This window comes from Paenirhizobium selenitireducens ATCC BAA-1503 (assembly GCF_900492185.1).
Classification (GTDB): Bacteria; Pseudomonadota; Alphaproteobacteria; order Rhizobiales; family Rhizobiaceae; genus Allorhizobium; species Allorhizobium selenitireducens_A.
Window position 1 is genome coordinate 240,609 of sequence record NZ_UEYP01000004.1, and the last position, 22,513, is coordinate 263,121.

The 22,513-nt window shown below is 67.2% G+C and carries 13 protein-coding genes; 6 read left to right on the forward strand and 7 right to left on the reverse strand.

Annotated features, from left to right (window positions below; translation table 11 throughout):
* Nucleotides 1–71: 71 nt before the first annotated feature.
* From RHIZ70P_RS09785 to RHIZ70P_RS09810, 6 genes are all read left to right on the forward strand, one after another.
* On the forward strand, nt 72–2,726 hold the full coding sequence (locus RHIZ70P_RS09785; protein WP_106754611.1) for a PD-(D/E)XK nuclease family protein: 2,655 nt from the start codon (nt 72–74) through the stop codon (nt 2,724–2,726).
* Complete coding sequence (locus RHIZ70P_RS09790) at nt 2,726–6,136, forward strand: UvrD-helicase domain-containing protein (protein WP_115670159.1); 3,411 nt, start codon at nt 2,726–2,728, stop codon at nt 6,134–6,136. The genes RHIZ70P_RS09785 and RHIZ70P_RS09790 overlap by 1 nt, the downstream gene beginning before the upstream one ends.
* Nucleotides 6,137–6,140: 4 nt before the next feature.
* Complete coding sequence (locus tag RHIZ70P_RS09795; protein WP_100238644.1) at nt 6,141–7,319, forward strand: DUF6361 family protein; 1,179 nt, start codon at nt 6,141–6,143, stop codon at nt 7,317–7,319.
* A gap of 25 nt (nt 7,320–7,344) precedes the next feature.
* Nucleotides 7,345–9,165, forward strand: a complete 1,821-nt coding sequence (locus tag RHIZ70P_RS09800; protein ID WP_115670160.1) for a phospholipase D family protein — start codon at nt 7,345–7,347, stop codon at nt 9,163–9,165.
* Nucleotides 9,155–12,304, forward strand: coding sequence for a helicase-related protein (locus RHIZ70P_RS09805; RefSeq protein WP_106754614.1), 3,150 nt, complete (start codon nt 9,155–9,157; stop codon nt 12,302–12,304). Before RHIZ70P_RS09800 ends, RHIZ70P_RS09805 begins: the two co-directional genes overlap by 11 nt.
* Before the next feature lie 266 nt (nt 12,305–12,570).
* Nucleotides 12,571–12,801 carry a helix-turn-helix transcriptional regulator gene (locus tag RHIZ70P_RS09810; RefSeq protein WP_100237053.1) on the forward strand — a complete coding sequence of 77 codons (231 nt, stop codon included), beginning with the start codon at nt 12,571–12,573 and terminating at the stop codon, nt 12,799–12,801.
* Between the two features lie 228 nt (nt 12,802–13,029).
* Here the strand turns inward: RHIZ70P_RS09810 and RHIZ70P_RS09815 are convergent, their stop codons facing one another.
* The 7 genes from RHIZ70P_RS09815 to RHIZ70P_RS09845 form a co-directional block, all read right to left on the reverse strand.
* A complete protein-coding gene (locus RHIZ70P_RS09815; RefSeq protein WP_100237054.1) occupies nt 13,030–13,965 on the reverse strand; it encodes a plasmid partitioning protein RepB C-terminal domain-containing protein in 936 nt (311 codons plus the stop codon).
* Entirely contained in the window at nt 13,958–14,860 is a 903-nt protein-coding gene (locus RHIZ70P_RS09820) for a plasmid partitioning protein RepB C-terminal domain-containing protein (protein WP_106754615.1), read from the reverse strand. Before RHIZ70P_RS09820 ends, RHIZ70P_RS09815 begins: the two co-directional genes overlap by 8 nt.
* Entirely contained in the window at nt 14,860–16,428 is a 1,569-nt protein-coding gene (locus RHIZ70P_RS09825; RefSeq protein ID WP_268877522.1) for a recombinase family protein, read from the reverse strand. The genes RHIZ70P_RS09820 and RHIZ70P_RS09825 overlap by 1 nt, the downstream gene beginning before the upstream one ends.
* A 332-nt stretch (nt 16,429–16,760) precedes the next feature.
* Nucleotides 16,761–17,462 carry a VIT1/CCC1 transporter family protein gene (locus RHIZ70P_RS09830; protein WP_038148821.1) on the reverse strand — a complete coding sequence of 234 codons (702 nt, stop codon included), beginning with the start codon at nt 17,460–17,462 and terminating at the stop codon, nt 16,761–16,763.
* Nucleotides 17,459–19,339: a heavy metal translocating P-type ATPase gene (locus RHIZ70P_RS09835; RefSeq protein ID WP_038148819.1), complete on the reverse strand. Its 1,881-nt coding sequence runs from the start codon at nt 19,337–19,339 to the stop codon at nt 17,459–17,461. The genes RHIZ70P_RS09830 and RHIZ70P_RS09835 overlap by 4 nt, the downstream gene beginning before the upstream one ends.
* A gap of 5 nt (nt 19,340–19,344) precedes the next feature.
* Nucleotides 19,345–20,325 carry an FAD:protein FMN transferase gene (locus tag RHIZ70P_RS09840; RefSeq protein ID WP_106754616.1) on the reverse strand — a complete coding sequence of 327 codons (981 nt, stop codon included), beginning with the start codon at nt 20,323–20,325 and terminating at the stop codon, nt 19,345–19,347.
* Entirely contained in the window at nt 20,306–22,507 is a 2,202-nt protein-coding gene (locus tag RHIZ70P_RS09845) for a PepSY domain-containing protein (protein WP_038148816.1), read from the reverse strand. Before RHIZ70P_RS09845 ends, RHIZ70P_RS09840 begins: the two co-directional genes overlap by 20 nt.
* Nucleotides 22,508–22,513: the final 6 nt, after the last annotated feature.

Consider the following 22,513-nt stretch of genomic DNA (forward strand, 5'->3'; position numbering starts at 1 on the left):
GCCGTCAGGCGGCGTTCGCCGCCGCTGACGCGGCACCCCAACGTCAAGAGGCGCCCGGAAGGAGAGCGGTCATGACCATCGCCTATCGATCCACCCTGGTCGTTCACGGCCGCCTCGCCATGCGGGAAGGCCGCCTGGCGGCAGGGCGTGACGGCCGTCACGGTCTCCAGATCATGTCGTTCGAGCAGGCCGCGGTGCGGCTGGCCGGCGGTTTCGTTCGTCCGATCGACGACGAGAGTCTGCGCGCGGCCATCCAGGCCGCCCTGCCTTTGACGCCGATGGCCGAGCTGGAAAGCATCAAGGCCCTGCCAGGCATGATCGATGCGGCGGCTGACACCCTGCATAAAGCCTGGCGCGCCGGCATCGACCTTGCCGCGCGCGCCGCCGATCATCCTCGTCTCGGCGCAATCGCGCGCCTAGAGGCCGCCGTCCTCGACCATCTCCCGGCCGGCATGATGCGCCCCCTGGACATCGTCGCCGCCGCAACCACCCGCCTCGCGCATGCGCCGGCGGTACTCGGTCCGATGGAAATCACCGGCCTGACCGAACTCTCGCCCTGCTGGCGCCCGCTGCTTCAGGCGCTCACCGCCCATATTCCCGTGCAGTGGACCGCCGGCCCAAGGAACGCGCCGGCATGGCTGGAAGGCATGGACGTCGCCGTTTCGCGCGCGTCGGCGCAAACGCCCGAAGTCAGCGCCATGAGCGCGGCGACGGCCTATCACGAGGCCATCGAGGCGATGCGCTGGGTGCGAAGCCTCCTGGCCGCAGGCGTATCGCCCTCACAAATCGCCCTCGCGACCGCTTCACCCGCAGACTATGACGATCACTTCCTGGCCCTGCGCGCGGACGCCAATATCGACCTGCACTTCGTTCACGGAGTCCGGACCGTCGCCACGCGCGAAGGCCAGGCCGCCGCCGCGCTGGCCGACATCGTCGTGCGCGGCCTGTCGCAGTCGCGGCTGCGCCGCCTGGCGACGCTGTGCCGGGACAGCGGACCTTTCGAAACTCTCCCTGAAGGCTGGCTGCGCGTCCTGCCGACCGATGCCCCGCTTTCGACGTCGAGCGCCTGGAACCGTCTGCTCGCCCGCCTGACGCCTAAAGACTGGCCCGATGGCGCCGATCACGCCCCGGCGCTGCGCGCAGGCGTCGAGCTTCTGGCTCAAGGCCCCGTCGCCGCCGCCAAGATCGGCGACGCCTTCCTCAAGGGCCGGGCGCTCGCGATCTGGCGCAAGGCGCTGCTCGCCGGACCCGCCGCCTCGATCGACGCGACGCTGGAAACCCTGAAGCAGGACGACGGTCTGGAAGCGTGCGTCTGCGTCGCCTGGATGCCGGCCAGCGCGCTTGCGGCGTCGCCGCGCCGCTTCGTGCGGCTCCTGGGCCTCAACTCCTCGCGCTGGCCACGGGGGATCGCCGAAGACCGGCTGATCCCGGACCATATCATCCCGACCCCGGTGCTTGATCCGCTGCCGGTCAATCTCGCTGACCGCCGCGACTTCGAGACGATCCTCGCCACGACCGCCGGCGCGGTCGTTCTGTCACGCGCCCGGCGCGATGCCGACGGACGCCTGCTCGGACGCAGCCCGCTGCTCGCCGGGCATGGCGATGAAACCTACCTGCGCCGCAACGCGACGCCGGCCCACGCCTTCAGCGAAACCGACCGTCTCATGGCCCGGCCGCAGGACTTCGCCGTCGATCCGCAAGCGATCGGCGCGCAGGGCTGCTGGCGTGACTGGCGACAGACCGAGATCACGTCCCATGACGGGCTGATGCGCGCCGACCATCCCCTTGTGCTCGCCATCCTCGATCGCACCCAGTCGGCCAGCTCGCTGCGCCGCCTGCTGCGCAACCCGCTCAGTTTCGTGTGGATCTATGCGTTCGGATGGCGCGAGCCGCAGAGCAGCGCTGAACCGCTGGTGCTCGACGCACTCGGGATCGGCGATCTCGTCCATATGGTTCTCGACAGCGCCTTGCGCGATCTCGAAACCGGCGGCGGGCTCGCCTCCGCCGACATGGAGACCATCGAAACAGCGGTCGCCCGGGCCGCGCATGCCGTCGCCGCCGATTGGGAAAGCGAGCGCCCCGTTCCCCCCTCCGTCATCTGGGGCCGCACTCTCGACGACGCGCGCCTGATGGCCGGCCGCGCCCTGGCCTACGGCGACGAAGTCCTGCCCGGCGCACGCGCTTTCGGCGAGGTGCCGTTCGGCGGCTCGCAGCCAAAGTCGGACGCGGCGACGCCATGGGACACGAACGCGCCGGTCACGATTCCCGACACCGGCTTCAACATCGCCGGCTATATCGACCGGCTCGATATTTCGGGCGACGGCAAGCGTGCGCTCGTTCGCGACTACAAGACCGGCAGGCCGCCGCGCGGCGACATTCGCCTGAACGGTGGACGCGAGCTTCAGCGCTGCCTCTATGCCTTCGCGGTGAAGGCGCTCCTCGGCGACGACGTCGCCATCAGCGCCTCGCTGCTCTACCCGCGTGAACCGGTCGATCTCCAACTCGACGATCCCGAGGCGGTGCTTACCGAGATCACGGGCTATCTCCGGGCGGCCAGGACCAGCCTCGCCGGCGGCGCGGCCCTACCTGGCCCCGATACCGGCGGCGACTATGACGATCTCGCCTTCGCCCTGCCGGCCAACGCCGGCGCAACCTATTGCAAACGCAAACTCCCGGCCGCGACTGAGCGGCTGGGCGAAGTCGCTCGGATCTGGGAGGTGGAATGATGAGCAGCGTGTCCACAGGGCTGAAGGACGATGGCGCGCGCCGCGCCGCGATCAGCGTCCACGACCGGTCGATCCTGGTGGAGGCCGGGGCGGGATCGGGCAAGACCGCCGTCATGGCGGGACGTATCGCCGCCATGCTGGCCGAAGGCGTCTCGCCGCGCGCCATCGCCGCTGTCACCTTCACCGAACTTGCGGCGAGCGAATTGCTGTCCCGTGTCCGTGAATTCGTCGCTGACCTCTCGATCGGCAAGATCGCGACCGAACTGCGCATTGCGCTGCCCGACGGCCTCACCCAGACCCATTGCGACAATCTCGCCGCCGCCAGCGCCGCGATCGACGAAATCACCTGTTCGACCATTCACGGCTTCTGCCAGCGCCTGATCAAACCCTATCCGGCGGAGGCCGACATCGATCCCGGCGCCGGCGTCATGGATCGCAACCAAGCCGATCTCACCTTCCTCGAAATGGTCGATGACTGGCTGCGCGAGCGCCTGTCCGGCAACCAGGGCGGTATCCTCGCCGAGATGGTGCTGCACAGCCCCGGCGAAACCGTGGCGCTGGTCCACAAGATCGCCGAAAATCTGCGCCGCCGTCGCACGCTCGCAGCGCCGCCCATCTCCCCGCTCGACGGCCACCTGACGGCGTTCCGGCAGGCGACGGCGGATTTCGCGGGGTTCATGGACGCGGCGACGGCGACCGAACCTGAAACCGTGACGATCGTCGAACGGCTCATCGAGATGGCGACCGCCTTGGCCGGCGGACCTGATCTGGCGACGCCCGCTGGGCTCGTCGGGCTCCTCACCTCGCGGCCCCACCCGGACCTTTGCACCAAGGCCGGCACCTTCACCTCTTACCGCAAGAAGGGCAAATGGGCGGCCGCGGCGAAGCAGGCCGGTCTCTCCAAGGCCGATGGCGAGCGGCTGAACGACGCCGCCGACGCCCACTACACGGCCTGCTGCGACGCCTGGGCCCTGCTTCTCCAGGCCGCGGCGAGCCGGACCCTCGCGGCCCTGATCGAGGAAGCGCGTCCGATCCTGGACCGCTACCGCGCCCACAAGCGCGCCAGCGCTCAACTCGATTTCGACGATCTGATTTTCGCCGCGCGCGATCTGCTGCGCGACCATGACGACGTTCGCCGCGCGCTCGGGCGGCGTTTCGCCCACGTCCTCGTCGATGAATTCCAGGACACCGACCCGCTGCAGACCGAGATTTTCTGGCGTCTGTGCGGCGAGCCGGTCGACAGCGATGACGACTGGACCCAGTTCCACATCCGGCCGGGGGCGCTCTTCCTGGTCGGCGACCCCAAGCAGGCGATCTATCGCTTCCGCGGCGCCGACGTCGGCGCCTATGTGCAGGCCCGCGACGCCTTTCGCGCCCAGGACCCCGACAGCCTCCTGTCGATCTCCACCAATTTCCGCTCCTGCGCCTCGATCCTCACCTTCGTCAATGAGCGCTTCGAGGCCGTGCTCTCGGCCGATGGACAGCCGGGCTTCACCGCTCTGGACCCGTTCCACGACGACCGAGGCGGTCTGTGCGTAGCCGCCATCGACATCGCCGTCGCGGACGAGAACGGCAAGGCGAGCGCCGAGCAGCAGCGCGACGCCGAGGCTGACGCCATCGCCGAGCTGTGCGCGCGGCTGATCGACAGCCAGCCCGTCATCGACCGGCGCAGCGGGACCGAACGCCCCTGCCAGCCGGGCGACATCGCCCTGCTGGCGCCGACCGGTGCGGAGCTGTGGCGCTATGAAGAGGCCCTGGAGCGCCGGGGCATTCCCGTGGCGACCCAGGCCGGCAAGGGCCTGTTCCGCCGTCAGGAGATCCAGGACCTGATCGCGCTGACCCGCGTCCTCGCCGATCGCCGCGATACCCTGGCGCTCGGCGCTCTGCTGCGCGGACCTCTGGTCGGCCTCACCGAGGAAGAATTGCTGGACGTCGTCTGGGGGCTTCCGCGCGCCGAGGACGAACCCGCTCGAATCCCGCGCCTCGACCTCGGCGTCGACCCGGCGGTCATCGCCCATCCGCTCGTGCGCGAGGTTATCGAGCGGCTGCAATCGATTCTCCGGCGCGGCAACAGCACGACCCCGCACGCTCTGCTCTCGCAGGCCGTGGACGTCATGCGGGTTCGCCCGATCCTCCTTGATCGCCATCGTGGTCAGGCCGAGCGCGCGCTGGCCAATGTCGATCTCTATCTCAGCCTGTCGACCGGCTACGCCGTGCGTGGCCTGCGCGCCTTCGCCGAGGCGATGACAGCGGCCTGGTCCGACGAAGCGCGGGCGGTCGAAGGCCGGCCGGACGCCCAGGAAGAAGCCGTCGCGCTCTTCACCATGCACGCGGCCAAGGGGCTGGAATGGCCGATCGTCATCCCCATCAACACCATGACCGGCGTCATGGCGCCGGACAGCGCCGTCATCGACCGCCAGACAGACACCTTCTATTGCCCGGTCCTCGGCGTCGCGCCCGATGGCTACGAGACCGCGCGCCAGGCGGAAAAGGACGAGCTGGATCGCGAACGCATCCGGCTTTGGTATGTCGCCGCCACGCGGGCCCGCGAACTTCTCGTTCTGCCGCGGCTCGATACGACGCCATCGAAATCGGCCTGGATCGGTCTGGTCGATCTCTCGCTTGCCGAGCTTCCCGGCCTGGATGCCGCGCATCTGCCTGCCGGGATCACGACCGCCGGCGCCGGAGCGGTCAATGACCAGACGCGCGCAAGCTTCGCCGCGGAAGCCGAAACCATCGCCGCCGGACAGACGCGGCTGACCTGGCTTGCACCCAGCCGCGACGAAAACGCCGCCGGTGCCGTCCTTAGGGAAGAAGAGACGGCGATCTGGACCGGGACGGCCGACGACGCGTCTCCCGAGCTGGACGCCGCCGCCTTGGTCCAGGGCGGCCGTGAACGGGGCCTGATCCTGCACAAGCTCATGGAAGAGGTGCTGACCGGCGAAACCGAGCGGACAGTGGCGGCCCTCGCCGAACGGGCCGGCGTGCTGATCCGCGCCCTCGGACGAACCCCGGTCGCCGATCCGGCGACGGGCCTGTCGAGCGCAGAACTGGCGAGCTGCGTCGCCCGGACCCTGGCGCTGCCCGACATCGCAGCCCTGCTGCCGAAGCTCCAGGCCGAGTTTCCTGTCTATGCCGTGCATCAGGCCGACGGGGCGGAGACGGCGACGGCCGGGATCGCGGACGCCCTGACCCTGACCGACGCAGGCCGGCCCGCCGTCGTCGTGGACTGGAAAGGCGATGTGACGCCGGCGCCTGGAACGCTCGATCACTATCGGGCGCAGGTTCGGGCCTATCTTGACATGACCGGCGCCGAACGCGGCCTGATCGTGCTGATGACGTCCGGCAACGTCATTCCCGTCCAACCGACGAACCCGCCATCGTCCCTTTCTGAGCATGGGGCCGGCTGAACCCATGTCATCTCTTGGATGGATCGATTTCGATGAAGCCGAGCGCCAGCGCGCCCAACGCATCATGGCGCTCTTTCAGGAGCGCGAGACCCGCGACGAGTTGGGATTGGGGGCGATCCGAGATTCCATCGCCGACCACCTCTTTCCAGGCACCAGCACGATCCAGACGCGCCTGCGGTACATGCTCTTCATTCCCTGGCTCTATCGGGCGCTGGAGAAGCGAGAAATCCCCGAGGCCCAGCTCCGCGCCGAGGCGCGCGACACCGAGATCCGGCTTGCCGACGCCTTGAAAGCCGGCGGCGAGTCCAATGGCGTCATTGGCCGCGATGCGGGCCCACGGCTCCAGCGGCTGCCCAGCTCGGTCTATTGGGCGGGGCTGGGCGCGTGGGGCATTCGGGCTTTTCCCGGCTCGCTCGACAGCCTGTTCGTCGCCCTGCGCGGCCGTGGCCGCTCGCGCGGCGCATCCGGAAGCGAGGACGCCCTGGCCAGCGCCCCGGCGCCCGCCGTCTGGAATCCGGCCCTGCCGCGGATGCCAGACGACCTGCTCGATCAGGCCAACTTCCGCCTGACCGCCGACGAGGCGCAGTTCCTCATCGACCGCCTGGTCGCCAGTCAGCCGACCGCTCTGCTCACCATGCTGGCGCGCGAAGGCATCGACGCGGACTGCGACCATATCTGGATGCATCCCCATCTGTCGGCCTTTCCTGCCGCCGCCCGCCGTCTCGTCCAGCACGGCGAAATCTTCTCCCACGTCATGCACGGCGCGGCGTTGCTCTATAACCTCGCACTCAGCGAGCTGCGCCAGCGCGACGACTGGATCGAGGCGTATCGCGAGCGGCTTGCCGCCTGGCGCGACGACCTCGACCCCGGCGCCGTCCGCGCCTGGTCGCTCGATGAGTTCTGGTCCGTCGTGGAGCATCCGGCGCACGCCGTCCGCCCCGCAGCCAAACGCTTCGTGACCGAGTGGCGCGAGCTGGTTCTTGGCGGGGTCGGCCAGGTGATCTCGGCGCCAGGGGCCCGCCAGCTTGTCGAACAACGCGAACGCCGCCTCAAGACCAGTCAGTCCCGCTTCGGCAATCACGCCGTGCGCGACCGCTGGACCGGCGCATCGGGCGCCGATCGCCTCAGCTTCCGCTGGGCGCAGGCCAAGTCTCACCTGCGGGATCTTGCCCATGCTGAATAGACGCAGCCTCGATCCCGAGCAGCGCATGCTCTACGGCGCCAATCTTCAGCCGCCCGCCGGCTATGTCTTCGACGCGGCGGTCGCCACGACCTACTCCCTCGACTTCGAGACCGCGCTCGCCGTGCCGGTCAGCCTGGCCCTCTTCGCCGCCGAAAATCGCGACGATATCCTCTCCCATCCCCTGGCCCTGCTGGAAGGCGCGGAGCGGATCGCCGGTCGGCTCGTCGTCTTCACCGACGCCGGCCACATCCAGGCCAGCGCGCGTCCGCATTCCCGCCTGTGCTCCTTGCTGGAACGCATCGTGGTCGAGGTCGCCGCGCCGCAGGGCGGCGCCTTCCATCCCAAGATGTGGGCGCTTCGCTTCACGCCGCTGAGGCCCGAAGATCCGGCGCGGCTGCGCCTGATCATCCTGTCGCGCAACCTGACGCGCGACCGCTCCTGGGATATCGCCGCTTCCTTCGACGGCGTGATCACGAAGCAGCCAAAGGCCGCCAACCGTGGGCTCGCCGATTTCCTTCGTCGGCTCCCCGATCTGGCGACCGCGGGCGCGCCGGACGGAACCAGCACCCTTGTCGGTGAAATCGCCGAAGACCTGCGACGCGCCGAATGGAGCCTGCCAGAGCCGTTCCAGAGCGTCACCTTCGCGGTCAATGGCCTCGGCGGCAAGCCATGGCGTCCCGACCCCTGCGCGCGGCTCGGCGTCGTCTCGCCTTTTTGCGACGACCAGACCTTGGAGATGCTCGCCGGCCTGGCCAGCGCCGACAAGCCCGTCTTCATCGGACGGTCCGACGAACTCGTGCAGGTGTCGGGCGCGACACTCGACCGTTTCGCCCGCGTCACCGTGCTCGACGAAATGGCAGTCGCCGAAGACGGCGAAGAGGCCGATGCGACGACCTTGCAGGGCCTTCACGCCAAAGCCTTTATCGCCGAGCGCGGCTGGGACACCGCCATCACGGTCGGATCCGGCAACGCCACACGGCCGGCGCTGGTGACCGGCCGCAATGTCGAGCTCTTCGCGACCTTGACCGGCAAGCGATCGCGGGTCGGCAGCGTCGAGGAAATCCTTGGCGACAAAGGGTTCGGCCGGTTGACGCGACCATTTGTCCGCGACGAATTGAACCCTGGAGACGCCGCGCAACGCGCCGCCGAGGCGCGATTGGATCAGGCCCGGCGCGAGATTTGCCGCAGCGGCCTCAGGCTACGTTGCGAACGCGCCGAACCCGCAGATGACGGCGCGCCGCTCTGGCGGGTCTGGCTGGTCCCGTCCGAGCCGCTCTCCCTTGCCGGGATCGGTAGCTTGCATGTCTGGCCGATCACGCGGGGCGAGGGTCACGCGCGCGATGGGTTGGAGCGGCTTCGGCAGGGACAGCCCGCGGACTTGGGCGCGATGCCGCTGGTCGACCTCACCCGTTTCCTGGCCTGCCAGCTGACGGACGAGCAGAAGGACGTCTCCATCCTGTTCAGCACCGGGCTCATCATGGAAGGGCTGCCTGCCGAGCGCCACGCCGCCATCCTGCGCTGGGTGATCGACAGCAAGGACGCCTTCTTTCGCTATCTGCGGCTGCTGCTTTCCGAATTGGGCGATCCGTTCGCCGCGGCGCTGGCGGCTCAAGACGGTTCGGGCCAGGGCGCATGGCGCGCGGCAAGCGACGATGCGCCGATCCTGGAGGAGATGGTCCGCGCCTTCTGCCGCGGCGGCGACCAGCTGCGCGCCATCGAAAGGCTGATCGCGCGCCTGGAAACCGGAGACGGCGCCGATACCGATCCGATCCCGCCCGAATTCCGCGCCCTGTGGAACGCATTCCGGGGCGCGCTCGCAGCCGAGGACGCCGCGCATGGGCAATGAACGGTTCCGCGCCGAAACGGCGCTCGCCCCTCTCAAGGTCTTCCAGCGGCGGACCGTCGACTATGTGTTCGACCGGCTCTACGGCCAGGACGATCCCGTCCGCCAATTCCTGGTCGCCGACGAGGTCGGTCTGGGCAAGACGATGGTGGCGCGCGGGGTCATCGCCCGGATGATCGAGCACCTGTGGGACAGCACCAAACGCATCGACATCCTCTATATCTGCTCGAACCAGGCGATCGCCGCCCAGAACCTCAACCGGCTGAATGTGCTCGGCCGGCGCGAACTGGCCCTGCCGACCCGCATGACCCTCATTCCCTTGCAGCTGCGGGACCAGACGGGCCTCGACGCCAACAAGGTGAACTTCATCAGCCTGACGCCGGGCACGACCTTCGATTTGCGCTCCGCGACGGGCGTGACGCAGGAACGCGCCCTGTTGTGCCACCTCCTGCGCGATCTCGTTTCGCGCCCGCGCGGCCTCCACAACCTGTTGCAGGTGACGGCCGGCGTCGATGGCTGGAACCGCGCCGTGGAAAGCCTCACCCTTGAAGGCGTCGACAAACGCATCATCGCGCGCTTCCACCGCGACGTGCAGGCGGACCGCGACCTCTTCGAGGAGCTCGAACGGGTCTGCGACCTCTTCCCGCGCCGACGGGACGCCTATCCCCCGGAGATGACCCAGCCGCGCAACGCTCTGGTCGCCCGGCTCCGCGCCAAACTGTCCCACGCATGCGTCGACGCCCTCCAGCCCGACCTGATCATCATGGACGAGTTCCAGCGGTTCCGGGACCTCCTGCATGGCGATAGCGATGCGGCGATCCTCGCACGCGAACTGTTCGACTATTCCGGGGCCGACGGACACGCTGCCCGCACCCTGCTGCTGTCCGCCACGCCGTACCGGATGCTCACACTCGCCGGCGATGAGCCGGACGAAGGCGACCACTATCAGGACTTCCTCGAAACCTTGAGCTTCCTCTATGGCCGGGAGAAAGGCCCGGAGGTGGCCGCCACCCTGGCGCACGAAATGCGCGCCTTCCGCGGCCTCCTGCACGCCCTCCCGCAATCGCACGCTTCAGCCGTCGAGGCCCGCAAGACGATCGAACAGCGCCTGCGCCGCGTGATCGCCCGCACCGAACGGATCGCTTCCACGGTCGAACGCGATTCCATGATGAGCGAGCCCGCTATCGCCGTCTCGGTCGCGCCCGCCGACCTCGCCCAGGCGTCGGCCCTGTCGCAGGTGGCGCGCGCGCTCGACGCCCCGGAAATCATCGAATATTGGAAATCAGCGCCCTACCTGCTCAACTTCATGCGCCATTACAGCTTGAAGCAGCTTCTGGCGGCCCAGGCGCAGGCGCCTACGGCGAGCCTGTGCTACGCCATCCGGACGGCGCGTCCAACCATGCTCGATCGGGAGTCCATCGACGCCTACGCACCGCTGGAGCCAGCCAACGGCCGTATGCGGGCGATCATGGATGACATGTTCGGCCAGCATCTCGAGCAAAATCTCTGGATCCCCGCCGCCATGCCCTATTATGGCGCGACGCCGTCTGGCCCGCCGCTGACCAAGGCGCTGATCTTCTCATCGTGGTCCATGGTGCCCGACGCGGTCGCGGCCCTGCTGTCCTACGAAGCCGAACGGCGTATGGGGGTTGGGGACTCCGGCCGCCGCTATTTCGAGCAGCATCGTCTGCGCCCCTTGCAGTTCCGTCAGGATCAGGGACGTCTCGCGGGCCTTCGCGCCCTGCTGCTCATCTATCCATCGCCGGCGCTGGCGGAACTGGCTGATCCGCTCGCGGTGTTCGCCGAGCAGGACGCCGCCGTTTCGCACGAAGCGATGCGCGCCGCGATCAGGGATCGGCTCAAGCCCGCGCTGGACGCGATCCCGCACGCCACAGGATCAGACGGCGATACGGCAGGCGCGGAATGGGCCGCGCCCGCCGTGATCGACGATGCGCTCGGCAAGCACGTCCGCGCCTGGCTGGAATCGTCCCACGGCATGCGCGCCTTGGCTAGCGAAGACGCCTTCCAGGATCACGTCGCCGAACTCGCGGACGCCGTAAAGACGCGCACGATCAGCGCCGCTTCCGCCGATCTCCCGGACCTGCTGGTTGATGTGGCGCTCGGCAGTCCGGCGGTCTGCGCGCTTCGCGCCCTCAAGCGGATCGCGCCAGAACTAGCGTGGGATGACCCGCGCTTGCTCAGCGCAGCAGCCGATGTCGCTTGGTCCTTCCGGACGCTGTTCAACCAGCACGACGCCGTGGCCCTGCTCAGGCGCAACGCCGACGATCGATACTGGCATCGTGTGCTGACCTATTGTGCGGATCACAATCTACAGGCCGTCCTGGACGAATACGCCCACTACCTCGTCGACGCCGAGGGTCTGGGAGCGCGTCCCGCCGCAGAGCGCGCGATCGGCGTGGCCCGGGCCATGGCCTTGGCCTTGGCCGTCCGCCCCTCGCAGATCGACGTCGATGACGTCCATGTCGATGGCGACGCCCTCACGATCGGCAAATTCCAGATGCGCGGGCGCTTTGCGATGCGGCTCGCCGACTACAAGGACGAGGACGGCGCCGTCGCGCGGCTTGGAGGGGTGCGCGACGCCTTCAATTCGCCGTTTAGGCCGTTCGTTCTCGCCACGACGTCCGTCGGTCAGGAGGGGCTGGATTTTCATCCCTATTGCTATCGCGTCTACCACTGGAACCTGCCGGGCAACCCGGTGGACCTTGAACAGCGCGAAGGCCGGGTTCATCGCTTCAAGGGCCACGCCGTGCGCCTCAACCTGGCGGAACGCCAGGCCGCTGTCGTCAGGGCGCGCGGGCAGGTTCCCGATGACCCGTGGCGGCTGATGTTCGAACAGGCGCGATCCGAGGCCACGGTCGATACCGACCTCATCCCCTACTGGATCTACGAGGGCTCCGTGCGGGTCGAACGGCGCGTGCCGATGTTGCCGTTCAGCCGCGAAGTCACGCGGCTCGCCTGGCTCAAACGCAGCCTCACAGTTTATCGCTTGGCCTTCGGTCAACCGCGGCAGGACGATCTGCTCGACTACCTGCAAACCCTGGCCGGTGACGGCATGGACTCCAACCTGCTCGTAGACCTGCAAATTCGGCTCGAGCCAGAGTCGTTCGACAGGTCAGCGTGATGACCTCACTGCATCTGGCATCAAAAGCCTTTGCAAACGGGAAGACCACTACGCATCCCCGCCTATTTGTATCCTCGACTATCCGCGTTCCCTACGCCTGACGATTGATACTTCCCTGACCACTTCCGCGCGCTCATGTTTGGTCATGCAGGAGCGTGCACCATCAAAGCACGGCCAGCGTGCCGGTGCCTCTGAATGACCGACACATCCCGAAATGCGCATCGCGCTCGACCATCAACGGCAGGTCTTCTGCCGAAGGAGGGATTATGCCAGAGACCACATTTCTCACGCCGGAAGAGGTAGCCGAACGCTATCGTGGCTGCGTTTCCGTTGGCACCCTTCGGAACTGGCGTGCGATGAAGATCGGGCCGTCGTTCGTAAAAATCGGTAAAGCGGTCCTCTACCGGGTCGATGAGCTTGAGGCGTGGGACGACAGGAATCGTGTGCAGTGCTGCGCCCCAAAGCGAGTTGAACAAAGCGCCATGGATAGTGCTTGATCGCTCAGCACAAATGGCGGGCGCGCCGGTCGGCGCTTCCGACGCACCCGCCCACCTTCAGTTCATGCGAGGCAAACCACCCCTCATGCGGCTGGACCATATGACGGCCAACCTAGTGGGCCTCATGCGGGTTCGCCGCCATTCCCACCACCATGATTGATCCGCCCCACGGTGCGGCTTCTCCCATGGTCCCCGCGCTTATCGGGTCCGGGTCCCCATATACCTGCCTCAGGCGCTCGGCGTTTCCGCGATCGGGCCGAGCGTGTCGATCTCGGCGATCTTCTGAAACTCGCTGAGATAGTCCTGCTGATGAGTCGCTAACCAACGAACCACCCGATTGTTCGCCAACAGCTTGGCGATGTATCCGCGCGCGACGGTCAGATGAAGATTGTCGATACCGTAAGTCTCCTCAACCGACTTCACCTGGGTCTGGAGCGCCGCCAATTCGCGCTCCATCCGGGCGATCTGCTGGCCTGAAGGCGTCGGCTTGCCGCCGCCCTTCCCCTTGCGGGCAGTGGCAAGCTGGTTTTCAGAGGTCGCCGCACGCAACGCGCGCGCAAACATGACGGTGAAATTGTTCTGACCGATCATTAGGTCGGCGGCTTCGATTTGCCTGACCGACGTCATCTGGCGCAGAATGTCGAACACCTTCATCGAACAGGGCGTGTCCTTCAGCATCTCGGCCGCCTCGGGGCTGATCCCTTCCAGCAACCGAAAACGCCGCAGCACCGACTCGACCTGAAGGTTCAAGGCGGCGGCGATGTCCGCCGACGACACACTCCGGTCCATTGCACGCGCGATCATTCGGTGTTCCTGGATCGGCGGTATGCGATTGACGCGCTTGTTGTAAGTATAGGTGTCGTCATCGGTGGCGAGCAGGCATTCGACCTCGACGACGCCGAGTTCCTTCAACGCCTCCAGCCGAAGATGGCCATCGAGGAGAAACCAGGTTCCGGGATTCTTTGTGTCGGCCATCACGACGGGCGCTTCAATCAAGCCGATCGCCCTGATGGAACTCAGAACCTGCGCATAGGAGCGGCTCGCCCTGGCGCCGTCCGGCAGCGTCTTGAGCGGCACGATTCCCGCCACAGGGATCGTCAGGAAGTCTCGGTCAAAAGCGAGATGGATATGGCCGTCCTCCCGGTCTTTCGGTTCATCAGCCATGATCGTCCCCCGATATGCGAGCCTTGAGCGCCCGCGGCATGGTCGCCAGCCCTTCGGCGCGCAGCAGATTGATGAAGCCGTCATTGGCGAGCAGGTCCTTCAGCGCCTCGACCACGAACAACAGACGAACCTGGGTGAAATCCGATTTCTTGACGAGCAGGCGCTGGCGTTCCGCCTCGCGCTGGTAGACCTGCATCAGATCGGCCGCCGTCATCCGCCGGCTACTGGCTTTGCGCCCCAAGCGCCCGGTCGGCAATCCGCCCTTGCGCTGGCTCTGCAACCGCATTTCGAGCAGGCGACGAACAGCGGCCAGCCGCTTGCCCCTGAGCTTGCCGGTCTCGTAGGCGTCGAGGAGCAGATTCTGCGCCTCCTCCGTCTCGGCTTTGGAGATTTCCATCGCCAGGGTGATCGGAATGAGCCCCGTTTCGACCGCGGAGACCAACCGCTCCTCGCCGCGATCGAGGAGCGAGCCGATCATGTTGACCCAGGACGCCCCGACGCCGATCTTTTCTCCGATGGTCGCATCGCTATAGCCGCGCGAGCGAAGGGCCCCGATCTCGCGCATCAGGTCGATGGGACGCGGGGTGCGCCGCGCGATATTTTCAACCAGGCTCATCACGAGGCATTCGCTCTCGCTGGCCTCGATAACCACGGCCGGGATCTCGGTCTGCCCCAGCATCTGGAAGGCCTCCAGCCGGCCTTCCCCGCAAACCAGATCATATCGGGGACCGCCGGCCCCGTCGCGGCGGCTTACCGTGATAGGGCGCTTGAGACCAATGGCCTCAATATTGTTCACGATCTCCCGATGCTGCCGCTTGTTGCGGGCGCGGGGATTGAGGACGGTGATCCGGGAGATGGGGATCATCTGGATCTGGTTGGGACGGACGACTGGCATCAGATTTCCTCCGCGAGAGGAACGGGCTTTGCGATGTCATAAAGAAGATCGAGGCCATCAAAACGGTAGGCGTCGAGCCCCAAGGCATTGTCCTCCGCTAGGCGCAGTTTCTCGGAAAACATGTCGATCCGCGGGAGCAGATAGTAGTCGAGCGGCGCCCGATTGGCGCTGTCCATGCGCACCACGATCGTGATGTCGGGGGCAAGCGAGGTGTCGAAGCGCAACTGCCAGCGCAGAAGTCCGGTCGGCGTCTCGACGCATCGCGCCACCACCACGCAGAGGCTGAACTCGTTGTTGACGATCACACGATCGGTCTGGAGATCCTGCCAGGCATCGCTCCCCGTGACTTGCAACCCGTCGAGCACCTGGCGCACAATTTCGGGATGGAGCTTTCGCAGCTCGCGATTGACCTGAACGTAGCGATAGTCGCGATCCGGCGTAAAACCGATGAGGCGATAGGCGCGCAGCAGACTGCCAAAGCGAGAGCTATAGGCGCTGCTCGATGGGAGGCCGTCGCATTCGTCGATCACGATGCCCGATAGCAGGCCCTTCTGCTGGTAGAGCTTGTGCAGGGATCGCAGCATCTCCTCGTCGCTCAAACGAAACGAGCGCGCGTTGATGATGGTTCTCGCCGCCTCGAACAGCTCGCGCTCGACGACGGCCTGAAACACATCCTGCGCCCTGATCCACATCTCGGGCTCATTGGCGACGCGCTTCTTCTTGAGCTTGAAGGAGCGACGATTCCAGACGTTGTCGCCGACATATTTCTCGTTGATCAGAATCTGATGGACCGTGCCCCGGGTCCAAGGACGCCCAAGATCGGTCGGAACGCCGCGTTGATTGAGATCGTCCGCAATTTCCCGCTCGCTGTATCCTCGATGGACGAAAGCCCGGTAGATGCTGCGAACCAGATCGACCTCTTCGGCAGGGCCAAGCGTCAGGATCACCCGATCTGTCTGAATGCTCTTGTGCTCGCCCCGTTCGAGAAGCCCCTTGATGACGCCATGCTCGTCAATCAACGTCCGGCGCAGGCCGAAGCCGGCGGGCCCGCCCTGGCGGTAGCCCTTCTCGATCAGCCGGCCCTGGCCGGCGAACACCTTGGTTGAAAGCTCGCGGCTGTATTCGCCAGCCATCGCTCGTTTGACGCCCTTGACGATAGTCGAAATCGGGCTGCCGTCATTGTCGAATTGCTCGGCGCAATATTCGACGGCGATGCCGGCGCGCCGACAAATATACTCGTAGTAGGCGCTTTCGTCGGCGTCCTGGAAGCGCCCCCAGCGGCTGACATCATAAACGAGCACCAAAGTGAAATCGGTGCTGCCCGATTGCACGTCCTCGATGAGTTGCCTGAGCGCGTCGCGCCCCTCGATCTTTAGCCCGCTTTTTCCAGCGTCTTCATAGGTTCGCACGATCTCGATTCCACGCGCCTCAGCATATTGCTTGATCGCGTCGGATTGGTTTTCGGTCGAATACTTCTGATGATCCGTCGACATGCGGACGTATTCGGCAGCCCGAAGTGGACGTTCAGGCTGCCCTGACCGGTCATCATCGTAAACTCTCCGGCTCATCACATGACGCCCTCCTGAAATCGGCTGCGGCGGTCCGGGCGACCTACCGCCGCAGCGCATGACGGGCCTGTGCCGCGACTCCGCAATGAAACCAGTCTAACTGCGGAGAAAACGGAAGATGTTGCCGAAAACGGGCAGGAAATTACCCCAATGGACAGTGGGAGAGCACAATCCCTTTGGGTGAGGCTTCGGCCTCACTTCCCGGCGGCTCGGGCGCGGCGCAGTCGCGCCGCCAGGTCTACCTTTGGCCGCGTAATCGGCGATGCCGATCCGAGGAACGCAGCGCTGCGAGCTGCCTTTGCCTGTAGTGTCATCACTCCAGGCGGTTCTTCTTATCCGACTGTGACCCCAAAGATTGATCCGACCAGCGCGGTCGCGGCCATGGCAAGGGCACCCCAGAACGTCACTCGGACAGCGCCTCGCAGGATGCCGGCGCCGCCAGCGGTCGCGCCAAGACCGCCCAGGATGGCGAGCGACAGGAGTGTCGCGATGGCTACGAACGGCACAATTTGCGCTGGCGGAGCAAGCATGGCCACCAGAAGCGGGACCACAGCACCCACGGCAAAGGTCATGGCGGAGACAAGGGCCGCTTGGATCGGATGAGCGGTCACCGTCTCGGATATGCCCAGCTCGTCGCGGGCGTGGCTGCCAAGGGCATCGCGGTCGGTGAGCTGGACGGCCACCTGTTCGGCCAAATCGCGGGTCAGCCCGCGCGCCTCGTAGATTCGGGTCAGTTCCTCGAGTTCGGCATCAGGCGTCTCTGCAAGCTCCTTCTTCTCGCGGGCAAGGTCGGCCTGCTCGGCATCGGTCTGCGAACTGACCGAGACGTATTCGCCCGCCGCCATCGACATCGCTCCAGCGACCAGCCCGGCGAGGCCCGCGATCAGCACCTCCGTCCGCCCTGTGCCGGCTGCGGCGACGCCCACGACGAGGCTGGAGGTTGAGACAAGGCCATCATTCGCGCCGAGCACCGCCGCGCGCAACCAGCCGATGCGGTGCACCATGTGGATTTCGGAATGGGACAGGCGGCTCATGCGGGAATTCCTTCAAAACGGGTTTGCGGTGCTGTGAGGCCCGCGGGTGAAATGCGCAGGGCGCGCAGCGCGTTCAGGATAACGGCGACGTCGATGGCTTCCTGCAGCAGCGCGCCCTGAACGGGGGTCAGGTAGCCGAAGGCCGCAGCGATCATGCCCAGAACCGACAGGCCGATGCCTGCGACCACGCTTTCAAGCGCGATCCGGCGCGACCGGCGGGCGATCTCGATCCCCGGCGCGATGCGGTCCACCCGGTCCACCAGCAAGACCACATCGGCCGCCTCGGCACTTGCCGCCGCCCCGCGTGCGCCCATGGCGACGCCCACATCGGCGGCAGCCAGTGCGGGCGCGTCGTTGACGCCGTCGCCCACCATCATCACCGGACCGTTCTTGTGCTCGGTCAGGACCAAGAGCACCTTTTCATCTGGCGTCAGCCCCGCGCGGATGCCGTCAAGGCCAAGCCCTTCCGTTACCCGCGCCGCAACCTCGGCCCGGTCTCCGGTGGCCAAGAGGATGCGCGCAACCCCTTGCCGCCTCAGGCTGGCCAGCATCTCGGCTGCCCCTTCGCGGAGGGGGTCGGACATGACCAGATGCCCCGCCAAACGGCCATCGAAGGCCACGGCCACCATGACCGACCCTGCCGCCAGTTCCGGGTGATCACCCGACAAACGGCCCACACGCTCCGCGACGAAACCATCGCCCCCGACGATGACCTGCCGTCCGTCGATGAAACCGATGACGCCTTCGCCCGGGATTTCAGCCACATCTTCGGGGATGGGTAGGGTGAGCCCCCGGTCCCTTGCTGCAGCCACGATGGCCTGCGCGACGGGGTGTTTTGATGCCTGATCCAGCGCCGCAGCATAGCGCAGGATGTCGTCAGCCCCCATCCCGTCATGGCTGTCGATACTGACGATCTGCGGGCGCCCGTCGGTCAGCGTGCCGGTCTTGTCGAGGATCAGGGTGCGGATGCGGGCCATCGCCTCGAGGGGTTTGGCCCCCTTCACCAGCACCCCGAAATGCGCCGCCCGGCTCAGCCCGGCCACCAGCGCCACCGGCACGGCCAGGATCAGGGGGCAGGGCGTCGCCACGACCAGCACCGCCACCGCGCGGATCGGATCGCCGGTAAACCACCATGCGGCAAAGGCGATGGCAACGGTGACGGCCAAAAACCCCAGCGACCAGCGATCAGCCAGCCGCGCCATGGGTGCTTTCGACGCCTGCGCCGCCTCGACCAGCCGGACGATCCCGGCATAGGTGCTGTCCTTCGCCTCGCGCGTCGCCTCCAGATCAAAAGCATCACCGGCATTGGTCGATCCGCTCATCGCCTCAGACCCGCGGTCGAGCCGCACCGGCAAGGATTCGCCCGTCAGCGCCGATGTGTCGACGAAAGCCGCGGCGGATGCGATGCGCCCGTCCACCGGCACGACATCGCCTTGCCGGATCAGCAGCCGGTCGCCAGGCGCGATGTCTTCCAGTGCCACCTCCTCCAGCCCGCCATTGCGGTGGCGCGTGGCGGTGCGGGGCACGCGCGACAGAAGATCGCGCATCTCGCGCCGCGCGCGACCCTCGGCAAAGCTTTCGAGGAAGGTGCCGCCCGAATACATGACGGCGACCACGGCGGCCGCCAGCGTCTCGTCAAAGGTCAGGGCCGCCGACATGGACAGGGCGGCCACGATGTCGAGCCCCACCTCGCCGCGGGTAAGGCTGCGGATGATCTCGACCACAAGCGCCGCCAGCACGGGGACAACCCCCGCAAACCACGCCGTTTGTGCAAGGTCCGTGCGCCCGCTGAAGTGCAGCCCGAGCCCTGTCACCAGACCTGCAAGGGCGATGACCAGGAGCAGTGTCTTTAGCCGATCTGTTTGAGTATGATCCAAAGGTGTCAATCTCCAACGGCCGGGGCCGTCGCCGCGGACTTGCTCGAAAATAGTTTGCCAACGCCAATGCCTTGAACGACACCCGTATCATCGCGCGTCAGGAACAGCGCGTCGATCCCTGCCTGTCGCGCAAGGTCTGCGCCCGCATCGACACCCTTCACCATCAGTGCCGTCGCCCATGCATCGGCCTCGGCGCAGGTGGGGGCGATCACGGTGACAGATGCGGGGGGCGCGAGAAGTGGCGCACCGCGCGCGGGGTCCATCGTGTGGGACAGATCACGCCCCTGCACCGTGACCCAGTGTCGATAATCGCCCGAGGTGGCGACAGCAGCATCCTGAAGCGTCAGGATGGAATGGGGCGCGCGGCGGTGATGATCGGGGGCCTCAACCGCAACGGTCCAGGGCCTGCCGCCCGGGCCGAGGCCCATGGCGCGCATCTCGCCGTCGATGCCGACGAGGGCGTCAAGGATGCCGTTGGCTGACAGGACTTCGGCCAGACGATCCACCCCATGGCCTTTGGCGATGCCGTTCAGGTCCAGAGAGATCGGGGCAATCTTGCGCACCCGGCCGCCGTCCAGCTCCAGCACCGCATGCGCCGGGCGATGTGGGGCCTGCATCGCGGCGCGAATGGCCTGCGGATCGGCGGTGGCGGGGCCAAAGCCCCAGGCGCGCACCGCCTCACCCTGCCCGATGTCAAAGGCCCCGCCCGAGGCGCGGCCGATTGCCAGCCCGACGGTCAGCACCCGCGCCAGATCGGAGGGGATGTCCTGCCATGCCCCCACCGGCGCGGCGTTCAGGCACATCAGATCGCTGTCGGGTCTCCACGTCGACATTTGCGCATCGACCGCATCCACCGCCGCTTGCAGGTCTGCCTGCACGGTGGCGGGGTCGAATTCTGGCGGCGCAAAGAACAGCGCGCTCCACCTTGTGCCCATGGTGGGGCCGTTCGGCGCGTGGCGAACAGGGTCAATAGACATCTTCGACATAACGCCCCCCGGCCTTGAGCATCGCGGGCGTCAGGCCCATGGGCGCCAGGATATCCTCCAGCGCGCGACCCACGCCGCGGCCCATGTCACGCCCCCCGCAGACCATCACCTTTGCACCCTGCCGGATCGCCTCGGCCACCTGCGCGGCCTCGGCGCGCAGGGCGTCCTGCACATAATGCGGCCGCGCCCCGCGCGAGACGGCGGTGGAGAGCTGCGTCAGACGCCCCTCGGCCTGCCACGCGGTCAGATCGTCACCATACAGGAAGTCGCTGTCCGGGTGGCGCATCCCAAAGAACAGATGCACCGGACGGTGGCGGGCATTGGCGCGGATGATCCCGGCCAAGGGTCCGATCCCGGTGCCTGCCCCGATCAGGATCAGGGGCGCCCGACCCCGCCCGGCATGAAAGCCCGGATTGCGCCGCAGGAAGGCCTGCACGGCGTCACCCGGTTCCAGTGCCAGCAACTGGCCGGAACACAGGCCCCCCGGGTGTTTCTTCACCACGATCTCGACAAACCCGTCCCGGCTGCCCGAGGCCAGCGAGTAGAAGCGCGGGACTGTGGAGCCTTCGGGCAGGATGCCGAGAAGGTCGCCCGCCTGAAACCGTGCGAAACCCCGGCCTGTCAGCCGTGCCCAGAGGGTCGCTTTTGGCAAGGCAAAGCGCAGGATCGCGGTCGGGGCCTGCACCGCCTCGCCATAGTCGCGGCGCGAGATGAGCGTCAGGCCCTGCGCCTCGGGGCGGGCGGGCTGGTGGTCAAGGTCGAGCGTCAGCCCATTGGCCTGCCCCAGTGCCCGGCCCCAGCGCGCGAAATCCTGCGGCGACTGGCGGTCGACCGTGTCCATGGGCAAGAGGGTGGTCCAGCCCATGGCGCGGGCGGCGGCGTCCACCTCTGCCGCAAAGGCGCAGTAGGCCGGAAAGCTGCGGTCGCCAAAGCCCAGCACGGCCAGCGGGGCGGTCGGGGCCATCCGCGCCAGCCGATCGAGGAACCCGCGGGCCGAAGCGGGTGCGTCGCCTTCGCCATAGGTGGCGGCGAGGATCAGGAAGCGGTCCGCGCGGGGGCAACGGGCCGGGTCGAAGGCTGACATGGGTCCCACATGCACCGCTTGGCCCGCATCCCGCAGGGCCCGCGCCAGCGTTGCGGCAAAGCCCCAGGTGCTACCGCCTTCGGAACCCACAAGGATCACCGTCTGCGCCCGGCTCGCCCGGGCGTTGTCGCGCAGGTGGGGCCGACCCCGCCGCCCTGCAACCCAGATCAGCGCGCCGGTCACACCCATCACCGGGACGCTCAGCGCGATCAGGCCGAGGACCAGCCCCAGGACCGCCGCACCCTGACCGGTGTGAAGCATGTAGATGGTTTCCGAGACCTGCTGCCATGGCGTCAGGTCTGCCCAGGACAGGAGCTCGCCGGTCCCCTGATCGATCAGGCCGGTGCCTGCATCGGTGGAGAGAGTGAACACATCCTGCGCATCGCCCGCATAGGGAAAACTCAGCTTGCGCAAGGCGCTGACCGGAACATCCTGCAGCGCGGCCATCTGCCCCAGCGGGAAGGCCATCTGCCCGCTGACTGCCGCAGGGTCGGCGGGGCGCACCGCGCCATCGGGCAGCAGGTCAAAGGTCGAAGCCGTCATCCACAGCGCCGTCGCCGCCGACAGGGCAAGGCCCATGACCGCAACGCGCGCCAGTTCCACATGCAGCCGCCCCACCAGCGGCCCGCGCAGCCGCGCGAACCCGCGCCGCCAGCCGCCCGTGCGCCGCGCCACCAGCGCCGCCCCCGACAGGGCCAGCACCAGCATGGCGGCGGCGCCTGCGGCCATCACCAGCCGCCCGGCATCGTCCAGAAACAGCGACCGGTGCAGGTTCGTCAGCCAGCGTTCGACCGGGTTGGGGTCGGCCGAGCCGACATCCGCGCCTGTCGCCGGGTCGATCACGGCGGAACCTGGCGTGCCGCCGTCGAACCACCAGGCGGTGATGGTGCCCGAGGGGGACCGCCGGATCTCTTCCAGCCCCGGATGCGTCGCGGCCACACGGGCAGCCATATCGGCCACGCTCTGCCCCGCCACCGCCTGCGGCGCGACCAGCCGCTCGGCCATGGGAAAGACCGACAGCGCCGCACCGCTGAGCGCAAGGACGGTCACAAGGACAAGGGCCAGAAGCCCCGGCCAGCGGTGAAGCGCGCGGATCATCAGTCC